Annotated in this window: 15 protein-coding genes; 8 read left to right on the forward strand and 7 right to left on the reverse strand. The window is 64.9% G+C overall.

Annotation, left to right across the window (positions count from 1 at the left end):
- Window positions 1-128: 128 nt before the first annotated feature.
- The 6 genes from U0O11_RS07965 (at window position 129) to U0O11_RS07990 (ending at window position 6231) form a co-directional block, all read left to right on the forward strand.
- Window positions 129-1130 carry a MurR/RpiR family transcriptional regulator gene (locus U0O11_RS07965; protein WP_324692395.1) on the forward strand — a complete coding sequence of 334 codons (1002 nt, stop codon included), beginning with the start codon at window positions 129-131 and terminating at the stop codon, window positions 1128-1130.
- A 606-nt stretch (window positions 1131-1736) separates the two neighbouring features.
- Window positions 1737-2591, forward strand: coding sequence for a transporter substrate-binding domain-containing protein (locus U0O11_RS07970; RefSeq protein ID WP_324692396.1), 855 nt, complete (start codon window positions 1737-1739; stop codon window positions 2589-2591).
- A gap of 46 nt (window positions 2592-2637) precedes the next feature.
- Entirely contained in the window at window positions 2638-3363 is a 726-nt protein-coding gene (locus tag U0O11_RS07975; RefSeq protein ID WP_192838234.1) for an amino acid ABC transporter permease, read from the forward strand.
- Complete coding sequence (locus U0O11_RS07980; protein WP_077376658.1) at window positions 3360-4013, forward strand: amino acid ABC transporter permease; 654 nt, start codon at window positions 3360-3362, stop codon at window positions 4011-4013. Before U0O11_RS07975 ends, U0O11_RS07980 begins: the two co-directional genes overlap by 4 nt.
- Window positions 3997-4851, forward strand: coding sequence for an amino acid ABC transporter ATP-binding protein (locus tag U0O11_RS07985; RefSeq protein WP_324692397.1), 855 nt, complete (start codon window positions 3997-3999; stop codon window positions 4849-4851). Before U0O11_RS07980 ends, U0O11_RS07985 begins: the two co-directional genes overlap by 17 nt.
- Before the next feature lie 60 nt (window positions 4852-4911).
- Window positions 4912-6231: an amidase family protein gene (locus U0O11_RS07990; RefSeq protein ID WP_324692398.1), complete on the forward strand. Its 1320-nt coding sequence runs from the start codon at window positions 4912-4914 to the stop codon at window positions 6229-6231.
- A 131-nt stretch (window positions 6232-6362) separates the two neighbouring features.
- Here the strand turns inward: U0O11_RS07990 and puuE are convergent, their stop codons facing one another.
- The 3 genes from puuE to U0O11_RS08005 form a co-directional block, all read right to left on the reverse strand.
- Window positions 6363-7316, reverse strand: coding sequence for an allantoinase PuuE (gene puuE / locus U0O11_RS07995; protein WP_324692399.1), 954 nt, complete (start codon window positions 7314-7316; stop codon window positions 6363-6365).
- Between the two features lie 125 nt (window positions 7317-7441).
- Window positions 7442-10291, reverse strand: coding sequence for a helicase C-terminal domain-containing protein (locus U0O11_RS08000; protein WP_324692400.1), 2850 nt, complete (start codon window positions 10289-10291; stop codon window positions 7442-7444).
- Window positions 10288-12174 carry a VRR-NUC domain-containing protein gene (locus tag U0O11_RS08005; RefSeq protein WP_324692401.1) on the reverse strand — a complete coding sequence of 629 codons (1887 nt, stop codon included), beginning with the start codon at window positions 12172-12174 and terminating at the stop codon, window positions 10288-10290. Before U0O11_RS08005 ends, U0O11_RS08000 begins: the two co-directional genes overlap by 4 nt.
- Before the next feature lie 291 nt (window positions 12175-12465).
- Between U0O11_RS08005 and U0O11_RS08010 the strand changes: the two genes are divergently transcribed.
- The gene (locus U0O11_RS08010; protein ID WP_054556084.1) at window positions 12466-13188 is read left to right on the forward strand and encodes a DUF3581 family protein; all 723 of its coding nucleotides are present in this window, start codon (window positions 12466-12468) and stop codon (window positions 13186-13188) included.
- 194 nt (window positions 13189-13382) lie between these two features.
- Here the strand turns inward: U0O11_RS08010 and selD are convergent, their stop codons facing one another.
- The gene (gene selD / locus U0O11_RS08015; protein WP_324692402.1) at window positions 13383-15746 is read right to left on the reverse strand and encodes a selenide, water dikinase SelD; all 2364 of its coding nucleotides are present in this window, start codon (window positions 15744-15746) and stop codon (window positions 13383-13385) included.
- A gap of 145 nt (window positions 15747-15891) precedes the next feature.
- Between selD and U0O11_RS08020 the strand changes: the two genes are divergently transcribed.
- A complete protein-coding gene (locus U0O11_RS08020) occupies window positions 15892-16521 on the forward strand; it encodes an ACP phosphodiesterase (RefSeq protein WP_324692403.1) in 630 nt (209 codons plus the stop codon).
- Window positions 16522-16536: 15 nt separating this feature from the next.
- On the opposite strand, the gene U0O11_RS08025 is transcribed toward U0O11_RS08020, so the two are convergent.
- The 3 genes from U0O11_RS08025 to U0O11_RS08035 are packed head-to-tail and all read right to left on the reverse strand — an operon-like array spanning window position 16537 to window position 21364.
- Window positions 16537-17724 (reverse strand): HlyD family efflux transporter periplasmic adaptor subunit, encoded by a 1188-nt coding sequence (locus U0O11_RS08025; RefSeq protein WP_324692404.1) that lies wholly within the window; start codon window positions 17722-17724, stop codon window positions 16537-16539.
- The gene (locus tag U0O11_RS08030; RefSeq protein ID WP_324692405.1) at window positions 17721-20021 is read right to left on the reverse strand and encodes a type I secretion system permease/ATPase; all 2301 of its coding nucleotides are present in this window, start codon (window positions 20019-20021) and stop codon (window positions 17721-17723) included. Before U0O11_RS08030 ends, U0O11_RS08025 begins: the two co-directional genes overlap by 4 nt.
- Window positions 20018-21364: a TolC family protein gene (locus tag U0O11_RS08035; RefSeq protein ID WP_324692406.1), complete on the reverse strand. Its 1347-nt coding sequence runs from the start codon at window positions 21362-21364 to the stop codon at window positions 20018-20020. The genes U0O11_RS08030 and U0O11_RS08035 overlap by 4 nt, the downstream gene beginning before the upstream one ends.
- Between the last annotated feature and the right edge of the window lie 20 nt (window positions 21365-21384).

Below are 21384 nucleotides of genomic sequence, written 5' to 3' on the forward strand. Positions count from 1 at the left end.
AAGCGCTCATCGCGAGGGTTACGCCTTTCGTCTATGCACTGTCAGTCAGCACCTGGCCCAGGCTTTGCACTGTCTTGATGCAATCGTTGCTCTGCGCTCACGCAGAATCTTTTCAGGAGTGTGTCTTCATGCCACGAGCGCCCATAGATCACAGCGCGCCCCCCGAGGATGACGTGTCCGGTGAATCCCGGGCAGTGCACCCGGATGGGGAAGCGCCTCCCCCTGTTGCCGATGCCGGTGCCGATGCCACTGTCAATCTTGCGACCAGTCTCGCTCGCCATGCCGCAAGGCAGGGCACCAGGAGCCTGAGCCTGCATCAGCGTCTGACCCGTTCGCTTGAGGAACTCACCCCGAATGAGCGGCGCATCGCGCGCTTTCTGCTTGCGCATCAGGATGAACTGGCGCTATACAACGCCGCGGAACTGTCACGTCTGACCGACGTCTCCAAGGCGACGGTCAGCCGCCTGTTCCGCCGCCTCGGCTATCAGGACTTCCGTGAGGCGCGGGATCAGGCACGCAGTCTGCGTCAATCGGGTGTTCCGGTGGCGGCAGCGCCGACGGCAGACCATCACCAGCGTCACTATGAGCAGGAGTGTCGCAACCTGCGTCAGGCGCTGGCGGCGCTGGACATGCTCGATATGGCGGCCTTGAGCGGCGCTCTGGCCAAGGCCGAGCGGCTGCAGATCATCGGCTTTCGCAATGCCTATCCACTGGCGCTGCACCTGCGCCAACAGTTGCTGCAGCTGCGCGCGCAGGTGGCGGTGTTGCCGCAACCCGGCCAATCACTCGGCGAGGAGGTCGCACGCCTGGGCGCCGATGATGCCGTGGTGGTATTCGCCATGCGCCGGCGACCGCAGGGGCTGGCCCGATTGCTTGAATGGCTGGGGCAGGCGCCATGTACGGTGCTGCTGGTCTGCGATGACAGCCTGAGCACCATCCCCGCCGGTATCGAGCATGTTCTGCGCTGCCCGTTGGACAGCGTCAGCGCCTTCGACAGCTACGCCGCAGCCATGAGCCAGATCAATCTGCTGGCCACGCGCTTGCTGCATGACGACCTCGTCGGCGGGCGCAGCCAGATTCGCCGCGTGACCGATACCTTCGATGCGCTGGAGGAACTGGGCGACGGCTGATCGTCCAGCTTGAAGTGCTCCTGCCTTCCTTCCTCTCTATCTATCTCCCTGTGGGCCGCCTGCCTTGCTTCTGATCTGTGTGGCGGCCCGATTCGACACGCCGTGCTCTGCGCACCCGCAGGGCGCATATGCCTCCCTGACTGCACCATCTGCTGCCATGTCGCTGGTATCTGCGCCTTGGTCTCGCCGTCATGCGAGGGCGTCATCCGCGATTTCGGCTCCCGCAGACGTGTATCGCTTCTTCTTCTTTCCATTCGCTGTTTGGCTTGCATGCCTGTGCTCAAGCGTGTTCTCAGGCCCCTGCTCGGGCGTGTGAGCCGCAGGTGACTCTGCGCTGCCTGCAACTCGATCACCTTATTGAGCACGAAGCGGAAGCTTTGGCACACCTGTTGCAAAGATTGATAAGGGAATCACTTGTTTCATTGGTCAGGTTCTGAAGACGAATGGGGCAGGGAGTCACTGGATCTGACTCGGCGAGACACTCGGCAAGAAGCACGGCGGGACGATCAACAACAACCAACAACAATCCACTGCCGCAAGGCACCAGGTGCATGACGAGTCGTTATCGCATCAGCGCCTGGCATTGACGGATACCGGAGTCGATCGATGAGCAAGCGTCACGAGAGCAAGGCCCAGCAGCGCACTACACAGACAGGCAACAAGCAGCGTTTTGGCAACTGGGTCCGCAAGGGAATATTGCTGGCCCTGTGGGGCACGTTGGCGTCCACCGCCCTGAGCGCACACGCGGATGCACTGAGTGACATCAAAGATAGCGGGGTGCTGAAAGTGGCGGTGCCCCAGGACTTCCCGCCCTTCGGCTCGGTCGGCCCGGACCTCAAGCCGCGTGGCTACGATATCGACATGGCGCGTTATCTGGCAGACGAGATGGAGGTGAAGCTTGAGCTGGTGCCGGTCACCTCGGCCAATCGCATCCCTTATCTGCAGACCCGCAAGGTCGATCTGGTGATCTCGAGCCTGGGCAAGAATCCCGAGCGCGAGAAGGCGATCGATTTTTCCGATGCCTATGCGCCGTTCTTCCTGGGCGTGTTCGGCGAGAAGGGCAGTGAGGTGGACTCCGCGCAGGGACTGAGCGAGAAGACCATCGGCGTGACACGTGGCTCGGTGGAAGACATGGAGCTCAGCAAGGTGGCACCGGAATCGACCACCGTGAAGCGCTTCGAAGACAACAACACGACCTTGTCGGCCTTCCTGTCAGGCCAGGTCGAGATGATCGCCACCGGCAATCTCGTCACCGCCGCCATCGCCGAACGCAATCCTGCCCGCGTGCCGGTCAGCGTGCTGCCGCTCAAGAACTCTCCCTGCTATGTGGGCATGCGTCATGACACGCCGGCGCTCAAGGCGCGCGTGAATGAGCTGATCGCCCAGGGGATCGAGGATGGCACGCTCAATACGCTCTCCGAGACCTGGTTCAAGGCGCCGCTGCCGTCACTGGATGCCTGAATCGAGACGTCACACGTCTGATCCCTTTGCCCGTGAGGCTTGATCGATGAACTATCTCCCGGATTTCCCGCGCCTGTTGCCGTATCTGCCCGACCTGATGGCCGGGCTGATGACGACGGTCTGGCTGACGGCGCTGACCACCACGCTGGGGATACTCGGCGCGGTGATGTGTGTCTGGCAGCGCCATCGTGCGCCGACCAGCCTCTTCAGCCGGCTGCTGGGCATGCTGGTGGAGCTGCTGCGCAACACGCCCTTCATCGTCCAGCTGTTCTTCATCTTCTTCGGTCTGCCGGCGCTGGGGCTGTCACTCAGCGCCGAGATGGCCGCAGTGATCGCGATGACGCTCAACCTGGCGGCCTACAGCAGTGAAATCCTGCGTGCCGGGGTCGATGCCACCGGTCGCGGCCAGTGGGAAGCCGGGCGGGCACTGGGGCTTACCCGCTGGCAGAGCTATCGCCATGTGGTGCTGATGCCGGCGCTGGAACGCATGTATCCGGCGCTGACCAGCCAGTGCGTGATCGTGATGCTGGGTTCCGCCGTGGTCTCCCAGATCAGCGTGGCGGACCTGACCTTCGCGGCCAACTTCATACAGTCACGTACCTTCCTGAGCTTCGAGAGCTACGTGGTGACGGCAGGCATGTACCTGCTGTTGGCCATCGCGATGCGCGCCTTGCTCAACCGCATCGGGCGTCGCCTGTTCGGCTTTCGCCACCTGACGCCGGCCCCGCGTAGCCGTCTGTCTTCCCATGTCCTGAAAGAGGCCCACTCATGATCGACTTCACGCTGTGGGACATTCTGCGCAACCTGTTGCTGGCGGCGCGCTGGACACTGGCGCTGTCCCTGATCGCCTTCATCGGCGGCAGTCTGGTCGGGCTGGCGCTGACCTTTCTGCGCCTGACCCGCTGGCCGGGGGCGGCGCTCTTCTGTCGTCTCTATACCGAGCTGTTCCAGGGCACGCCGCTGTTGATGCAGCTGTTCCTGGCCTTCTTCGGCGTGGCGGTCTTCGGGCTGGATGTCTCGGCCTGGACGGCGGCGGCCGTGGCGCTGACGCTGTTCAGCAGTGCTTTCCTGCACGACATCTGGCGCGGCTGTGTCGAGGCGGTGCCCAAGGGGCAGTGGGAAGGGGCGCGGGTGCTGGGGCTCGGCTATCTGAAGACCATGCGTCATATCATCCTGCCGCAGGCGCTGCGCATGGCCATCGCGCCGACCGTCGGCTTCTCGGTGCAGATCATCAAGGGCACCGCGCTTGCCTCGGTGATCGGCTTCGTCGAGCTGACCAAGGCCGGCACCATGCTCAACAACGCCACCCTGGAACCCTTCACCGTCTTCGCGCTGGTCGCGTTGCTGTATTTCGCCATGTGCTATCCGCTGTCGCGGCTGGCTCGCCACCTGGAGGCACGTCTCAATGTCACTGCTCGCTGAAGTTTCTGCGCTGGATAGCGCCTCATCCGACACCGCTGTCTCCGAGAAGGCCGCTGTCACCGAGAGCGCTCCCGTCTCCGACAGCGCCCCTGACACCGAGAGCGCCAAGGCACCGCTGGTCAGCCTGTCGGCGCTGACCAAGTCCTTCGGCGACCTGCCGGTCCTCAAGGGGATCGATCTCGAGGTGCGTCCGGGTGAGGTGGTGTCGATCATCGGTCGCAGCGGTTCCGGCAAGAGCACCTTGCTGCGCTGTATCAATCAGCTTGAACAGCATGACGGCGGCGCCATTCATGTCGCCGGCAAGCTGCTGGACGGTAGCGAGATGGACGCCGCCGCCCTGGCGCAGGATGTCGGCATGGTGTTCCAGAGCTTCAATCTGTTTCCCCACAAGCGCGTCGGCGAGAACGTGATGCTGGCACCGATGCTGGTCAAGGGCATCGCTCGGGATGTCGCCGAGCGCGAGGCCCGCGAGATGCTGGCCAAGGTCGGACTGGGGGAGAAATTCGATGCCTGGCCGAGTCAGCTCTCCGGTGGCCAGCAGCAGCGGGTGGCGATCGCGCGCGCTCTGGCGATGCACCCCAAGGTGCTGCTGTGCGATGAGATCACCTCGGCACTGGACCCGGAGCTGGTCGGCGATGTGCTCAAGGTACTGGAACAGCTCAAACGTGAGGGCATGACGCTGATTCTGGTCACCCACGAGATGAATTTTGCCCGTGATGTGGGCGATCGCGTGATCTTCATGCATCAGGGGCGCGTGCATGAGTCGGGGGACCCCGCGACGCTGTTCGCCAATCCGGCCACGGAAGAGCTGCGCCAGTTCCTCGGCGCGGTGCTATGAGCACAGCGTCTTGAGCGAACAGCGGTGGACCACATCATGAGTCGAAAGGAGTCGCTCCCAGTGGACAAGCGTATCTATGTAGCGCCGGCGCGTTTCTCGGGGCCGCGGGGACAGGGGCGGCGGGGACAGGGGCCGCTTGATGGCCAGCGACTGGTGGTCAAGGATCTGTTCGCGATCAAGGGCGAGCGCATCGGCCAGGGCAATCCTGACCTGCTGGACAGCGCCTCCATCGAGCGGCAGACGGCGCCCAGCGTGTTGGCGCTTCAGCAGGCAGGGGCCGATTATCGGGCCCGCACCACCACCGATGAGCTGGCCTACAGCCTCAACGGCACCAATGCGCATTTCGGCACGCCGGAGAACCCACGTGCGCCGCTGAGGTTGCCGGGCGGCTCGAGTGTGGGCTCTGCGGTGGCGGTGGCGCGCGGCGAGGCGGAGATCGGGCTGGGCACCGATACCGGCGGCTCCATCCGCGTGCCGTCCAGTTACTGCGGGCTTTATGGGCTGCGACCGACCCATGGTCGTATCAGCATGACCGGGCTCAAGCCGCTGGCGCCGCGCTTCGACACCGTAGGCTGGATGACGCGGGATCTGGCGACGCTGACGCAGGTCAGTGAAGTGTTGATGCCGGCGGCGACAGCAACCCGTCTACCTGCACGTATCATCCTGCTGGTGCCGGAAGGGCTGGCCGCGGGGCCTTATCAGCGCCTGCTCGGGCCGCTGTCCCGGCGTCTTGAGTCGCTCGGCTTTCAGTGCGAGCGGCTCATGTTGAGCCAGGCCTTCATGGCGCGCGCCAGTGAAGCCTTCCGGATTCTGCAGGGCTGCGAGATTCGTCGCACTCACCAGGGGTGGTTGAGTACGCCGGAGCAGGGGCCCGAATCGCGCTGGCCGCGCCTCAACCCGGATATCGCGGCGCGTCTCAAATGGTGCATGACGCTCAGCGATACCGACGAGCAGGCAGCAGAAGCCAAGGCAGACACCGTTCGTCGCTGGTATCGCCAGCAGCTGGCGGCCAGTCAGCCGGCCAGCCAGGCAGCCAGTCATCAGGAAGGCAGCGAGGCGCCAGCGGAGTCCGGCAGTCGCGCGTCTCATGCCCAGGCCGAAGCCACCAGCGAGGCAGTCTTCGTGCTGCCCACCACGCCGGGCGCCTCACCGCTGCTGGGCGCAAGCCTTGAGGTGATGGAGGCCTATCGTCATCGCCTGATGGGACTCACCGCGCTGGCGGGCTTGAACGGTGCGCCGCAGCTGAGTCTGCCGTGGCTTGCCGACTCGGCGGCACGCCTGCCACAGGAATCCGCGCCCCCGCCCTGGGGCGTGTCATTGCTGGGCCTGCCGGGACGTGATGAGAGCCTGCTGGCCTTGGCCCGCATGTTGGAAAACTGACCTGCATGTTGGAAAACTGACCAGCGCTGCCTTGCATGTGCGATTGCAGACATTGTCTGGAGTTGACCAGAAACGCCGCATCCCGAAAGGGCTGCGGCGTTTCTGGTGATGGCGCTTGAAGGGATGGTTCGTCAGCTGGCGGGGGTATAGGGATGTTCGCGCTGCCAGTGTTCGGCGATATCGATGCGTCGCGTGATCCATACCTTGTCATGCGATTGGACGTAGTCGAGGAAGCGCTTGAGTGCCGCGAAGCGTCCCGGGCGGCCGGCGATCCGACAGTGCAGCCCGACGGAGAGCATCTTGGGCGCGGTGTCGCCCTCGGCATAGAGTACATCGAAGGCATCGCGCAGGTACTGGAAGAAGTCCTCGCCGCTATTGAAGCCCTGGGCGCTGGCGAAGCGCATGTCATTGGTGTCCAGGGTGTAGGGCACGACGAGATGCGGCACCTGCTCACCATTGGCGGTGGTCACCTCCATCCACAGCGGCAGGTCATCGCCGTAGTAGTCGCTGTCGTAGGTGAAGCCGCCGTGTTCAACCACCAGTCGGCGGGTATTGGGGCTGTCGCGCCCGGTGTACCAGCCCTGTGGCGCATGACCGACCAGCTCACGATAGCTCTCCACCGCGCGTTCCAGATGGGCGCGCTCATGGGCCTCATCCATATGCTGGTAATGAATCCAGCGCCAGCCGTGACTGGCGATCTCGTGGCCATCCTCCAGGAAACGCGCTACCAGATCCGGATGGCGCGCCAGCGCCATACCGACCCCGAAGACCGTTAGCGGTAACTCGCGGCGCTTGAATTCATCCAGAATCCGCCACACGCCACTGCGCGAGCCATATTCGTAGATCGACTCCATGCTCATGTGCCGCGCGGGGTAGGCCTCGGCACCGATGATCTCGGAGAGAAACTTCTCGCTCTCGCTATCGCCGTGCAGAAGGCAGTTCTCGCCGCCTTCCTCGTAGTTGAGCACGAACTGGACCGCGATCTTCGCGCCACCCGGCCAGTTGGCATGCGGTGGCGTGTCGGCATAACCGATCAGATCACGCGGATAGTCGTCGCCCCACAGGGCATTGTCGGTGTCTGGCATCGTGCGGCTTCCTTGCGGGTGGCTAACGAAATGAAGAGCGAAATGAATACCCCATCACTCTCCATTGATGTGCAGGCTTTGTGCCATCACGGCGCATGGTGGCGGCGTCACGCTTCCATTCCGCATCAATTCGTCGGTGACCACCAGCGTGGCAGCAACCGTGCGACTTCCGGGCGCATGAAGCGGTCATCGATCAAGTGGATCACGCCCTGATCCTGCTCGCTGCGAATCACTCGGCCGGCAGCCTGCACTACTCTGGTGAGCCCCGGGTACAGATAGGTGCAGTCATCGGCATTCAAGGGCTGGATGACCGGGCGCGATGCGCGCGTATTGTCGTGTGGGTCGCCTTCAGCCTGTTGCGGCTGGCTACGCCGCTGTGCGTCGTTGTCGAGCCACGTGGCAAGACGCTGCTTGAGTGCTTCATTCTCGGGACTGAAACCGGCCAGTCCGAGGGTGGCGATGAAGGCCCCGATCAGACGCGAGCCGGGCAGATCGATCCCTTCGCCGAAGGCGCCACCCAGCACCGCGAAGCCGATGCCTTGTCCCTCGGGCGTGAAGCGCTGAATGAAGCCGGTGCGCTCCGCTTCCGTCATGGCGCGGGTCTGGCGCCATTGGGGAATCTCCGGCGCCAGCTGTTGCAGGGTGCTGGCGACCTGTTCCAGATAGGCGAAGCTCGAGAAGAACGCCAGATAGTTGCCCGGGCGTTGCCGGTATTGGCGCGCCATCAACTCGGCGATCGGCCGGTAGGAGGCGTCGCGATCCCGCAGGCGTGTCGATAGCCGATGACGACTGACCTGCACCTGGGCCGCGCTGAACGGGGAATCGACACTCAGCCAGACGGCATCGTCCGCCAGACCCAGCAGGCGATGGTGATAGGCCGGTGGATTGAGTGTGGCCGAGAACAACAGGATGGCGTGACTGGCGCGCAGGCGGGGTGCCAGCCACGGCGCCGGACTGACGCAGCGCAGTCGCGGCTGGATCTGGCGCACGCTGCGCCCGCGGGCCTTGTGTGGCCGGGCTGACGCGTCAGCTTCTGTTCCTGCATCCGATGCTGCGCCGGAACTCGAGCTTGAATCGCTGGCAAGCGACGCCTGCCGCGCAGGGGGCGTGGCGGAGAGTTCGACCTCGAACAGCGAGTGATCGCCAAAGCCTTCGGCGAGTCGCGCCAGGGTCAGTGCCGCAAAGTAGGCCTCCATCATCTCGACATCGGGTTCCACGCGGCGCCTGGCCGTGGAAGAGGCCGAGCCGGAGACTGTCGTTGCAGTGCCTGTATCGGTAGCACTCGGAGCAGCAGAGGGGGCATCGCTTGCGATCAGGCCCAGCTGTTCGGGGGCTTGTGTGGCTGTCGCTGGCTGTTGCCTGGCCGCAGCAGGGTTTGCGGCCTTGTCAGGCTCCGCCAACCAGTCGCCCATCGCGCCGGTCCATTGGCTCAAGGCCTTGAGGAAGTCGCCGGGTAGCGCCTCCAGTGCAAGGCGCTGCGCCTTGTGGCCTGCGTCCTTGCTATCGACCTTGCTTGCCTGTGTCTCGCCGTCAGCACCCTGCTTGAGCTGCTCCAGCGCTCGCCATTGCCGGGCCAGTGCGCGTGAAGCCGAGCGCAGCGGGGCCGGATGGCCCTTGCGGCTCAACTGCTTGAGCAGGAAGTGGAACTGGCGGGCGTCGAGCTCGGTGCTGTACATGCCGCGGGCGCGCTCGATGAGGTTGTGGCTCTCATCGACCAGCACCACCGTGCGCCAATCATTGGCCTGGCTCAGGGCGAACAGCAGCGCATGACTGTCGAAGTAGTGGTTATGGTCGCCGATGATGACATCCGCCCAGCGCGAGAGCTCCTGGGCGAGAAAGTAGGGGCAGATGTCGTGGGCCAGGGCGTGGCGGCGTGTCGTCGCCAGATTCAGGGGGCGTTGGTCGGCGAGCGCGGCGTCGCGTGCCGCGGGCAGGCGATCATAGAACCCGCGCGCCAGCGGGCAGGACTCGCCATGACAGGCGAGGGACGGGTGCTCGCAGGTCTTGCTGCGCGCGCCCAGTTCCAGAATGCGCAGCGGTGTCGCCGGTGTCTTTTTCTGCCCCTCGCTGTCGTCAGCGGCTGGTGCCAAGGTGGCCAGCGCGTCGAGTGCCAGCGCGCGGCCCGGGGTGCGGGCGGTGAGGTAGAAGAGTCTGTCCGTGCCGCTTGCGGGCATCGCGCGCAGTGCCGGATACAGCGTGGCCAGGGTCTTGCCGGTACCGGTCGGCGCCTCGGCGAGCAGCTCGCGGCCGGTCATCACCGCCTTGTAGGCATGCTCGGCCAGTTGGCGTTGACCGGGGCGCCAGCTCGGCCACGGAAAGGCCAGGCGGCTCAGCGCGCTGTCGCGGGCACTGCGATGGGCCAGCTCATTGGCGGCGAACTCGCTGAAGCGTGCCGCCAGACGTGCCAGCTCCGCCTCCAGCGCCTCACGGCTCCACCAGGCTTCCAGACGCTGCTCATCAGGCTGTGCCTTGCGGCTTTTGGGGTCAGCCTGGTCAGTCTGCTCGTTCTGCTCGTTCTGCTCATCATGCTCGCTCTTGGTGCCCCTGGGCGCATCCGCCGCGATGTCCAGATAGACCAGCGCGAGCGTGATACCTTCGAGGTCCCGGCTGCGACACATCAGTGCGCCGTAGACGCGTGCCTGGGCCCAATGCAGGGCGCGATGGTGCGCGGGCTGGCGGGAGAGGTCGCCGCGATGGGTCTTGATCTCCTCGAGGCAGTTGCGCTTGGGATCATAGCCATCGGCGCGCCCACGGATGGTCAAATTGCCGATGTCACCGCTGAGCGAGATCTCGCTTTCATAGTCCTTGCCGCGTCGGCGCACGATACGCTGATGACCACGGATGCCCTGCTGGGCGGTAGGCGATGGCGTGAAGCGCAGGTCCAGATCGCCCTCGCGCGCGGCAAAGGCACACAGTTCGCGTACTGCGATCCGGTAGCGTGCGGGCTCAGCGTGGGTCTCGTCCGCCTTGATCATGATGCAGGAGGTGCCTTGTGTCGGGAGCATTCGTCCGCTGAGGCCTCGGTCGCGCTCAGCCATTCGACTCGACATTCCAGCGCCGGAATCGCATGGCGTGCGAACAGGGCCAGCCATTGACGCTGGTTGTCCTGCAGACGGTCGGTGGGCGCCTTGACCTCGATCAGCCGATAACGGTCGCTGCTGTGCTCGGGGAAGAACTGGATCAGGTCCGGCAGGCCGGCGCGATGTTCGCGAGGGTTGGCCAGCAGGTGGCGGAAACAGGCTTCCAGATGCGCGGGCGGAATGCAGTCCAGTGCGTGGTTCAGCAGTTGTTCGCTCAATAGCTCCCAGTGCACGAAGGGTGCCTGAATGCCCTGTTTCTGCTGGTGGCGTTCACGAATCACCTTCCGGTAGCTTTCGTCCTTCAGAAGCGCGAAGCAGGCCTCGAAAGCGGCCTGGCGACGGCTGACGAAGTCAGGGCGATAGAGGTCCGCCGGGCCGGTGTGGAAGGCGTGGAAGAAGGCCCCCGGCAAGGGGGCGAACAGCACCTCCCAGCACAGCAGGGTGAAGAGCGCGGGAATCAGGCCATTCTCGACATAGAAGACCGGTGTCTCGGGCATGGCCAACGCATGGGCGGCTGCGCGCTCGACACCGTGGATACCGTCAGCCGCCGAGGTGGCAAGGTCGGGCACCGTGAGGGTGATCTGCGGCGTGGTCGGTGCCTTGACGCGGCTTGGCGCGGGCAATCCGAGGCCACGGCACAGACGCGGCAGGGCGCGTTCGAGTGCCAGCTGCTCGTCCAGCGTGATCTCGGCGCGCGCCAACCGCTCGCTGGCCAGCGCGTGAGCTGCGCTGATATCGCCAGACAACTCCAGTGCTCTCACCCGGCGCGGCATGGCACGCGGGGCATATGCGGAATCCTCGAAACAGGCGTATTGACGGGCAGCGGCCTGATGCCAGCCCTGACGCTCGGCGTCGCGGGCCAGCGAGAAGCGCAGGCGGTCACGCCGCTGCGCCAGCCAGGCATTGGCACGATCATCAATAGCACGCCCGTCAGTGGCATGAGCGTCAGTGAGCTGATGAGTCGTGGACGGCTCACTGCGGATCGCGTTTACCGCAGCGGACGGCGTCGCATCCAGCGCCGCGACGATGCGCTGCCAGTGCAACTCAAGCTCGGCGTTCGCCGTGCGGTCCAGCCGCTCGCTGGCTTGCTGCCAGTCCTCACGCAGTTGCTCCAGCGCCAGATAGCGATCCACCTCCCAGCGATGGGTGAAGGCGCGCGAGGCCGGCGACAGGGCGACCGTCTCGCAACGCAGCAGGCCCAGCTCGCTGAGTACGAAGTCCGACAGATTCTGGCGCAGGTTGCCGAAGAACATCAGGCTCAGGCGTCGCGACAGCTCACCCAGCCCGACACTCAAGGTGTCGGCGGCAGGGTCGTTCAACCACGCTGGCAGTGGCCGTGGCGTGACATCGCCCAGCAGCTCGCTGATGGCATCATGCATGCGGCGCTTGGGTGTACTTCTGGGCAGCTCGGCAAAGGCAGCCCGGAGGCGCGGCAAGGTCACCAGCGCCAGCATCTCGTCCAGACTCAGATCGGCATTGTGGCGGCACAGGCCGTCAGGCGTGGCACTGTCGGCGAGCGGTGTGATCAATGGCTGGCTTGCGGCCTCGATCGTACCTATCTCGGCATAGTGCAGCTGCGAGAGCTCGAAATGATCGCCCTTGCGCATCAGCAGTCGCACCAGCAAGGCCCGCGACGCATCCGGCAGGCGAGTGATGGCGTCCACCGTGGCACGCTCCGCCTCTGTCAGCAGATCGGCGTGACACTGGCAGACCCAGTCGATCAGGGTGTCGAAGTTGGCCAGGTAGTAGCGCGGATTGTCGAGGGGAGCGGCTTGCATGGCGACCTGTCGAAGTGGCGGGCAGTGCGGCGGTTTGCCCGAAAGCATGGGGTTATATACAGTATATGGCCATTTGGCGCGCTGCAATCTCTTGCAAAGCCTGTCACGAGTCACCACCTGACTGTCATCCAGTGGTAAAATCGTTTCATCTGCATGTCTTGAAAGCTTCATGACACGACAGGTGGGCAGGCGTGACAGCGCGTCGACCGCGATTCCTCCCCTCGGAGGCATTTCCGCGATGGTTCAGGACGGGCCATCGATCATCATTCAAGCAGGGCAGGAAGGCAGTCCATGTTTCTTGATCAGTTTCACCGGGTCGAAGATGGCCGCGTGCGGATCACCGCCGAGCAGGCAAGTCGTTTCGCCAAGCAGATGGCGGGGGATTACAACCCCATTCATGACCCGGACGCGCGACGCTTCTGTGTGCCCGGCGACCTGCTGTTCTCCCTGTTGCTGGCGAAATTCGGTCTGTCGCAGTGCATGACCATCCGTTTCTGCGGCATGGTCGGCAACGATGTGCCCTTGATCTTCGAAGCGCTGGACGCCCCCGACGAGAATGGCGTGTCCCTGCTGGTACGCGATGAAGCCGGCAAGGTCTATCTGACGGTCGAGCGCAGCGGCGATACCACCCATGACGAGGAAGTGGTCGCCAATTTCACCCGCCAGTACATCGCCTTCTCCGGGCGCAACTTCCCGCACTTCCTGCAGCCGTTGATGCTGGAGAAGGGCGTGATGTTCAACCCGGCACGCCCGCTGGTGATCTACGACAGCATGGGGTTCTGTTTCGAGCGCCTGGATATCGCCGACCTGCACCTCGACTTCGTGGGGTCATCGCTCGAGGTCAACGGCAAGCGTGGCGATACCCTGCTCGAGTTCAGCATCCATGATGGCGAGCAGTGCATCGGCAGTGGTTCCAAGAAGCTGGTCGTCAGTGGGCTGCGGGATTACTGCGCCGAGACCATGGATGCGTTTGTGGAGTCCTTCGAGGCGCTCAAGCGCGAAGCCGAAGCCTGAGATAGCCGGCCAGTCTGACGCTTGTCGCCAGTCGCCCCGCGCATGAGTCAGCAGTCTTGAAGACGCCCGCCAGAGAATTCTCTGGCGGGCGTCTTGCCATCTGAATGCCACAACGCTTGTGAAGCATCGCTGGGAGTCGCCGGTTGTCATTAACCGCCGGCTGGCTGGCTCACCGTGTGACCCTCTAACCGCGCTCAGCGCTTGATGCTGATCGGCGCCAGTGCATCGCCCTGGGGCGTGATGCGCCCGATGATGGCGCTGGCGTGATAGCCGGCGGCCTTGAGCGCGGCCAGGCAGAACTCGGCTTCCCCGGCTGGCACACTGGCCAGCAGGCCACCGGCCGTCTGCGGATCGAACAGCAGCGGATAACGCGGATGATCGATGACGCCGGCCTGATCCTTCAGGGCACGCTTGAGGCGTAGATTGGCCGGTTGCAGCGAGCTGACCACGCCGCGGGCGACACAGTCCTCGGCGCCTTCGAGCACCGGCAGGGCATCGAACTCAAGCTCGGCATCCACGCCGCTGGCGCGGGTCATCTCGACCAGATGGCCGAGCAGACCGAAGCCGGTGACATCGGTGGAGGCGCTCGCCTGATGCGCGCGCAGGATATCCGCCGCGCGCTGACTGGATTGCTGCATGCTGTCCAGCGCGGCGTCGATCCAGCGGCCGCGGGCTTCCAGGCGTGCGTGCGCCGCCAACAGCGTGCCGGTGCCGATGGCCTTGGTAAGCAGCAGCACATCACCCGGCTGCATGCCGCCCTTGCAGGTGACGCCGGCCAGACTCTCCTCCACCAGACCATTGAGCGCGAAGCCCAGCGCCAGCTCCTGACCTTCACCGGTGTGGCCGCCGACCAGACTGCAGCCCGCCTCGTTGAGCACCTCGGTCGAGCCCTGCATCAGCTCGCGCACCAGCGGTTCGACCTTGCGCTCGACCCCCTGTGGCACCGTGGCCACCGCCGTCGCCGTGTGCGGCGTCGCGCCCATGGCGTAGAGATCGCCCAGCGCGTGATTGGCGGCGATGCGCCCGAACAGATAGGGGTCATCGATGAAGGCGCGGAAGAAGTCGATGCTGTGCACCAGCGCCTGTCCTTCGGGTACGCGCACGATGGCGGCATCATCCGGAGCATGCAGCCCGACCAGCACGTCCGGGTTCTCGCGCGGGGCCAGACTCTGCAGCGCTCGCGACAGCACGCTGGCGCCGACCTTGGCCCCGCAGCCGCCGCAGCGCATCGCCAGTGCGGACAGGGCCTGATGCGCCTCCTGCTCATCCAGCTCGGCGGTCAGGCGCGGATGCAGCTTGCCATCGCTGCCCCTGAGCGCCTGCCAGGCAGCGCTGATACGCTGGTGCAACCCGGCAAGGCCGCCGGTATTCGTGGCGTCCTGCATGCTGGGCAGTTCATTGAAGCGAGCCATGAACTGACGGTCGATATGGTCCTTCCAGCGCCACAGCCACGGGCGCAGACACGGCGCGACCAGCCCCAGGCTACCGCGTGAGGCGATGGCGTCGCGATCCCCGGTGCTGATCAGCGCTAGCCAGCGCGACTGCGGGATATGCGCCTTGAGTGGCTCGCCGCGTACGGCCCGTCGCAGATTGTCGGCCAGTGGCCGCGCCTGACGCACGGCGAACACCCCGGCCTTCTCGCGGGGATGGTTGAGCTGATGCGCGATATCGCCCGCGGCGAAGATGGCGTCATCCTCAAGCGTCTGCAAGCTATCGCGCACCTTGAGGAAACCATCCTCGTCCAGGCTCAGTCCGGTCTTCTCCAGCCAGCGCGCGCCACCGGCCCGTGTCACCCAGATGGCCTCATCCGCCTGATGGCAGGCACCACTGGCACTGATCAGCTGGCGCTGGGTGGTCGAGGATGCACGTTTCACGGCCGTGATCTCCTCACCGAAATGTACCTGGATACCACGCTCGTGCAGGGTAGTGGCAAGTGCCTCACTGACCGTGTGCGCATGGGTGGGCAACAGACGCTGACCGCGGGTGATCAGCGTCAGGTTCGGCTTGAGCGCCTCGGGCAACTCGGCGGCGAGGCGCTGCTGGATGGCCAGCAGCAGCTCGACCCCGCCGGCACCGCCGCCGACCAGCACGATATCGAGCGGGCGCTCGGCGCTTCTGGCGCGCTCGAGCAGACTCAGCCAGCGCTGCTGGAAGGTGCTGATCGGCTTGACTGCGACCACGGGGGCGTCTGCGGCTTCAGGGTCACCGATACCGTCGATGTGGGACAGGCGAGGCGTGGAGCCGATGTTGATCGACAGCAGATCATAGTCGACCGCCGGGCGCTCGGCGCAGATCACGCGGCGTTCACGGCGGTCGATGTCGATCACCTGATCGCGATAGAAGCGGGCGCCGGCGAACTGACACAGTCGGCGCAGGTCGATATGCACATCGTCGAACGTATAATGACCGGCGACGTAGCCCGGCAACATGCCGGAGTAGGGCGTGTCGGTGTCTCGACAGATGACGGTCAGACGGACACCGGGCTCTGGCTGCATGGCAAAGCGCATCAGTACGCCGACGTGGCTGTGTCCACCGCCGATCAGGACGATATCACGCACGATAGGCGCTTTGACTGGCATGGAGGCGGACGGCATCGTGAATCTCGATAGTCAGTAGAGTAGGGAAACAGGAGCAGGGTATGCAGAGCCAGGGCGCGCCAGATGAGACTGGCGACAGGATTCGCAAAAGCAGGAGTCTAGCAACTTGAACTTTCTCGGTCATGCACGCCTGAGTCTGGCGGGCAGCGATAACTTCCTGTTTGGCAACCTGATTGCCGATGGCGTGCGCGGCAGTGACCTGAGCGACTGGTCGCCTGAGGTAGAGGCAGGCATCCGCTTTCACCGCCGCTGTGACGCGGTGATCGACGCCCATCTCGAGACACGCTGGTTGTTGACCCAGGTGCCGCCTTCGTCGCGACGTGTCGCCGGCATAGCCTTCGACATGATGTGGGATCACCTGCTGGCCGCCGAGATGCACGATGACGATATCGAGCGCCTCTATCGTCTGCTGGCGCGTGAGGAGGTGCCGTCACGTCTGTCGAGCCTCGTCGAGTGGATACAGGTGCACGATGCACTCAGGCGCTATCGAGAGCTGGACTTCACGCTCGCGACGATTGCCAGCATCGGCGAACGCATGGTGGCCAGACGTCGGTCACGCAATGGCGGTCGTTCGAGCGGCGTGGAAGGTACGCACGGACAGCGAGTTCTGGATGCAGACGCCAATCCGCTGGCGGACATGACGCCGTGGCTGGCGGATAACCGCGCGATGCTCGAGCACAGCTTCGCGCGGTTGTGGCCGGACATGCTGGCATTGCGCCAGCCGCCCGCTATCTGACGATCAGGCTTGCACTCAGCGCAGCTCCAGACGCGTGAAGGGCCTCAGCAGGTAGGAGAGCACGCTGCGCTCGCCGGTCTCGATGTCGACCGTGGCGACCATCCCCGGCTTGATCGGCAGCGTCTCGCCGTTGTGCTCAAGCGCCGCGGTCTCGCTGCTGACCAGCACGCGATAGTAGCTTTCCTCGCCGCGTGGCGTTTCCTCCTCCAGGGTGTCAGAGCTGATGCGCTCGACCTTGCCTTCCAGAGTGCCGTATACCGCATAGTCGTAGGCACTGATGCGGATCGTCGCCGGCATGCCCGGGGCGATGAAGGCGACATCCTGCGGGCGGATGCGTGTTTCAAACACCAGGGTGTCCTCCAGCGGCGTTATCTGCATGATCTCCTCGCCGGGCGGAATCACCCCACCGCGGGTCGTGATCGAGATGTTGTTGACCACCCCGCGCACCGGCGAGAGCAGTCGGGTACGGTCCAGCTGGTCACGGCGCTGCACGCTGGTTTCCTCAAGCGTCGCCAGTTCGGACTTCTTGTCGGCAAGCTCGGCGTAGGCATCCTGCAGATAGGTGTTGCGGATCTCGGCCTGACGGCCCTTGAGCTCGGCGATCTCGCGATCCAGCTTGAGCATTTCCATCTCGCCTACGGCACGACGCTTGACCAGCGGACGGATCACCGCGAGCTGGCGCTGTGCTGCCGCAATTTCCTTGCTGACCGCATTCAGGGCGCTGTCACGTTTCTTGCGCCGGGCCGTGAACAGTTCACGCTCGGTGGCGGTCAGTGCCTCGTTGTCCCGCACTTCCTCGGGGAACTCGATGCTCGACTTGTCCAGCACCTCGGCTTCCAGACGGGCGATGGTGGCGCGCAGCGCCTGCGCCTGGCTCAGCGACTCCATGTAAGCGGAGCGGAAGCGGGTCTCGTCGATGGCGGCCAGCAGTTGACCGGCCTCGACGATCTCGCCTTCGCTGACCATCATCTCGTCGAGGATGCCGCCCTCGAGGCTCTGGATGGTCTGCTGGCGGGAGGAGGGGATGACCTTGGCTTCGCCACGCGCCACCTCATTGACCTCGGCCCAGCTGGCCCAGGCGATGAACAGCGCGATGACCAGGAAGCTGGCCCACAGCAGTGGGCGCGACCAGTGGCTTTCCAGCTTCTGGTCTGGGGTGCCCAGTTCGCGCTTGATGAGTTCGGGATCGAAACGCTGGCTCATGAGGCCTCCTGGCGCTGACGGGATGCGGAGGTGGCCGGTGTCTTGCCAGCCGACTGTCTGGCCATGATCTGATCCAGCGGGCCGTCCATGACGCGCTTGCCGTGGCGCAGCACCAGGGCGCGTTCGACCCAGTCGAGCAGCGACTTGCGGTGGGTGGCCAGCACCAGGGTGCGGCCGGCAAGCCAGGGGCCGAGGGTCTTGATGACGTGTTGCTCGGTGGCCTGGTCCAGCGAGGCGGTGGGTTCATCCAGCAGCACGACGATGGGGTCCTGCAGGACCAGGCGGGCAAGGCCGAGGCTCTGACGCTGGCCGCCGGACAGGCTGTGGCGGTCATGCAGCATCATGTCCAGCCCCAGCGGATGGCGACGCACGAAGTCGCCCAGCCCGGTCATCTCGACGACCTCCAGCAGGCGCATGTCGCTGACATCCCGCCCGTCGATGCACAGGTTGTCGCGCAGCGTGCCGCTGAACAGGCTGATGTCCTGCGGCAGATAGCCGATGGCGCGCTGGCGATCGGCAGGGTCGATCTGACTCAGGGCGAGATTGTCGAGGGTCAGCTCGCCACTGGTGGGCGTGAAGTAGCCGGCCAGCAGACGCAGCAGGGTGCTCTTGCCGGCGCCGTTGCCCCCCAGCAGGGCGATGTGCTCACCGGGTGCGATGCTCAGGCGGTCCAGCGCCAGGGCCTCGGGGGCTTCCTCGTCATAACGCCAGTGCAGATTCTCGGCCTGGTAGTGACCGCGTGCCTGGGCAAGCCGCGCGAAGCGGCGATCGCCGGGACGCTCGATATCGGTTTCCATCAGCGCATCCAGTCCTTCCTTGGCGACCTTGACGTGCTGCCAGCGGCTCAGCAATGCGCTGATCTGCAGGGTCGGGCCGATGGCGCGCGACGAGAGAATCGAGCAGGCGATCAGGGCACCGACGCTCAATTCGCCAGCCATGATCAGGTAGACCCCGGCGATGATCACGCCGACGTAGGCCAGCTGCTGCATGCCGGTACCCCAGCTGGTCAGCCAGGCGACGGCGTGACGGAAGGTGACGCCGCGGTGGGTCTGCTCGGAGGTCAGGCGCTGCCATTGACGGCTGGCATGGCCCTCGGCGCGACAGGCCTTGAGATTCTCGAGGTTGTCGAGGGTCTCGAGCAGCACGCCATTCTTGACCGCGGATTCGCGCATGCCCTCACGGGACAGACGCGATAGCCAGGGCTGCGCCAGCAGCACGGGAATCAGCATCAACACGATGGCCGCCACCGGGACCCAGACCACCGGGCCGCCCAGCAGGGCGATCAGCCCCAGGAACAGCAGCGCGAAGGGCAGGTCACCACAGGCCCCGAGGGTCGAGGCGGTGAAGAACTCGCGGATGGCATCGAAATCACGGATCTGGCTGGTCATCGCGCCGGTGGAACGGGGCTTCGCGGCCAGGCGCATCTGCACGGCGTGACGGAAGATGTGGTCATTGAGCTCGAGGTCGATCTTCTTGCCCGAGTTCTCGATCAGCTGCGCCCGCAAGGCGCGCAACAAGGCTTCCAGCCCGATGGCGAGCATCACGCCGATGCCCAGCGCCCACAGCGTATCGACGGCGCCGGTCGGCACCACCCGGTCATAGACCTGCATCGCGAACAGGGCCGTGGCCACGGCCAGTAGAGCGGCAAGCGAGGAGGACAACGCGACCTCGGCGAAGACGCGCCAATGCGACTTGAGCCGTGAGGTCAGCCAATGCCCCTTCTGGGTCTGGCTGTAGCCTTCCGCGCGCTCCAGCGAGATCTCGCCATGCGCAAACAGCGCAATGCCGGCGTAGGCGGCAGCCAGCGCGTCCTTTGGTAGCCAGTAGGTGCCGCCGGACAGTGGATCAAGCAGTTTGTAGCCGGGGCCGCTGGGGGCGGTGTCCAAGTCATCGTCTGCCTGGATATCGCTCGTGTCGCTGCCCGACTCACTTCTCGTGTCGGTACCCGACTTACTGCTCGATTCGCTGCTCGACTTGTCAGGCCACTGATGCGCGGCCTCATGGGACAGCAGCACGCGACTGCTGCCGTCTTCCAGCAGCACGACACAGGGCATCAGACTTTCGGGGATCTCGCTGAGCGGCGCCTGACTCAGACGCGCGGCGATGCCCTGGCGAGAGAGGGCCTGCTCCAGATCCTGCGGCGCCAGTTCACCCTTGGTGAGTGGCATCCCGTGTCGCAGGCGCTCGAGATCGATGCCGTGGCCCTGCAGACGCAGCAACTGGCGAACGCTCTCCAGCAAAGGGTCGGGTTGCGATGTCGCCGGGGCCGAGGAGGCGGTGGTCTGTGGGGCGCTCATGGGCTGACTCCCTGGCTGGCATGGTGATGAGAGTGGGGCAGCGAGGTGTGCGCCGTCTCTGGCGGGGTGGCAGCGGCTTCGGCCCGATAGGGCGAGGAGACCAGCGGCAGGGCACCCAGCTGGGTCGCCAGGTCATATTGATCAGTGAGCAGCTGGGTGTTGAGTTCGATCATCTGGCGCCGTGCGGCGAAGATTTCGCTCTCGATGGTCAGCAGATCCTCGATATTGCGCGAGCCGGTGATGAACTGGTCGCGATAGCTGCTGCGCAGGCGCTCCCCACTGCGTGCCTGCTGATCCAGCGCCTTGATGCGTGCCTCGACTGCGGGCTGACTGGCCGACAGACGCTTTATCTGGCGGCGCAGCTCGCGGGCGGTGGAGGCGGTCTCGAACTGGGCGGCGGTCAGGCGTGCGCGGTCCGCTTCGGGCTGGCGCAACGGCGTAAGGCCCTGGAACACCGGGGCCTCGATGCGCAGACCGATGCTGGAGTCGCTGACCATGTCGTCGTTCGACTCATAGCGTGAGCTGGTCGCCTCCAGAAGCAACTCCGGCCAGCGCTCGGCCTCGCTCAGGCTCAGGGCGTGGCGCGCGGCATTCTGCTGACTGACATGACTGCGATAGGCCGGCGCGTTGGTGATGGCGGCATCGGTGGTGGCAGGGTCACGGGCCAGATCTGCCACGATCGGCAGCGGCGGCGGGGCGCTCAGGGCGACATCCCTGAAGGAGCGGCCGCTGAGTATCTCGAGCTCCTGACGGGCGGTGTCGGCATCGCCCTGTAGACGTGCCAGCCACTCGCGGGCACTGGCCAGATCAACGGCGGCCCGGTCCAGCTCGACCCGATCCCCATAGCCCGAGAAGGTGCGATCATTGGCCAGCGTCTCGAGGCTTTCGAGCTTCTCGATGTAATCACGTACGCGGCGCATCATGGCGCGGTTGGCCCCGAGATCGATATAGGCGGTGATCGCCTCCTGAGCGATCTCCATGCGGGTCTGATCCAGGGTGTCACGCTCGACATCCCGCTCGGCCTTGCGTTGTTCGACCTCGGCTTCCACCTGACCCCAGTCATAGAGCATCTGGCTCAGCGTGATGCGATAGCCGCCTCCGGTGAAGTTGTCCTCGGTGCCGACGCTGCTTTCCAGACGTGGCCAGTAGCCATCCTCGGCAATCTCGATATCCGTCCCTGCGGCCCGGACATTGGCCCGGGCAGCCTCGATGCGAGGGTCATGGGCAAGTACATCACTTAGCACGGCGGCGAGATCACGATTCGTCTGGGCAGTGGCCGGGAGTGATGCTGAAAGCCCGGCGGAGATGACACAGATGGCGACGCAACGCCTCGTCGCTGGCATGAGCGGAAGTGTTGCCTGTC

Origin of the sequence: Cobetia sp. D5, assembly GCF_035666195.1 — a bacterium.
Lineage (GTDB): Bacteria > Pseudomonadota > Gammaproteobacteria > Pseudomonadales > Halomonadaceae > Cobetia > Cobetia amphilecti.

Bases quoted from the DNA above. Each gene is read 5' to 3' on its own strand.
- U0O11_RS07965 (WP_324692395.1), top strand. From the start codon at position 129: ATGCCACGAGCGCCCATAGATCACAGCGCGCCCCCCGAGGATGACGTG.
- U0O11_RS07970 (WP_324692396.1), top strand. From the start codon at position 1,737: ATGAGCAAGCGTCACGAGAGCAAGGCCCAGCAGCGCACTACACAGACA.
- U0O11_RS07975 (WP_192838234.1), top strand. From the start codon at position 2,638: ATGAACTATCTCCCGGATTTCCCGCGCCTGTTGCCGTATCTGCCCGAC.
- U0O11_RS07980 (WP_077376658.1), top strand. From the start codon at position 3,360: ATGATCGACTTCACGCTGTGGGACATTCTGCGCAACCTGTTGCTGGCG.
- U0O11_RS07985 (WP_324692397.1), top strand. From the start codon at position 3,997: ATGTCACTGCTCGCTGAAGTTTCTGCGCTGGATAGCGCCTCATCCGAC.
- puuE (WP_324692399.1), bottom strand. From the start codon at position 7,316: ATGCCAGACACCGACAATGCCCTGTGGGGCGACGACTATCCGCGTGAT.
- U0O11_RS08000 (WP_324692400.1), bottom strand. From the start codon at position 10,291: ATGATCAAGGCGGACGAGACCCACGCTGAGCCCGCACGCTACCGGATC.
- U0O11_RS08005 (WP_324692401.1), bottom strand. From the start codon at position 12,174: ATGCAAGCCGCTCCCCTCGACAATCCGCGCTACTACCTGGCCAACTTC.
- U0O11_RS08010 (WP_054556084.1), top strand. From the start codon at position 12,466: ATGTTTCTTGATCAGTTTCACCGGGTCGAAGATGGCCGCGTGCGGATC.
- U0O11_RS08025 (WP_324692404.1), bottom strand. From the start codon at position 17,724: ATGAGCCAGCGTTTCGATCCCGAACTCATCAAGCGCGAACTGGGCACC.
- U0O11_RS08030 (WP_324692405.1), bottom strand. From the start codon at position 20,021: ATGAGCGCCCCACAGACCACCGCCTCCTCGGCCCCGGCGACATCGCAA.
- U0O11_RS08035 (WP_324692406.1), bottom strand. From the start codon at position 21,364: ATGCCAGCGACGAGGCGTTGCGTCGCCATCTGTGTCATCTCCGCCGGG.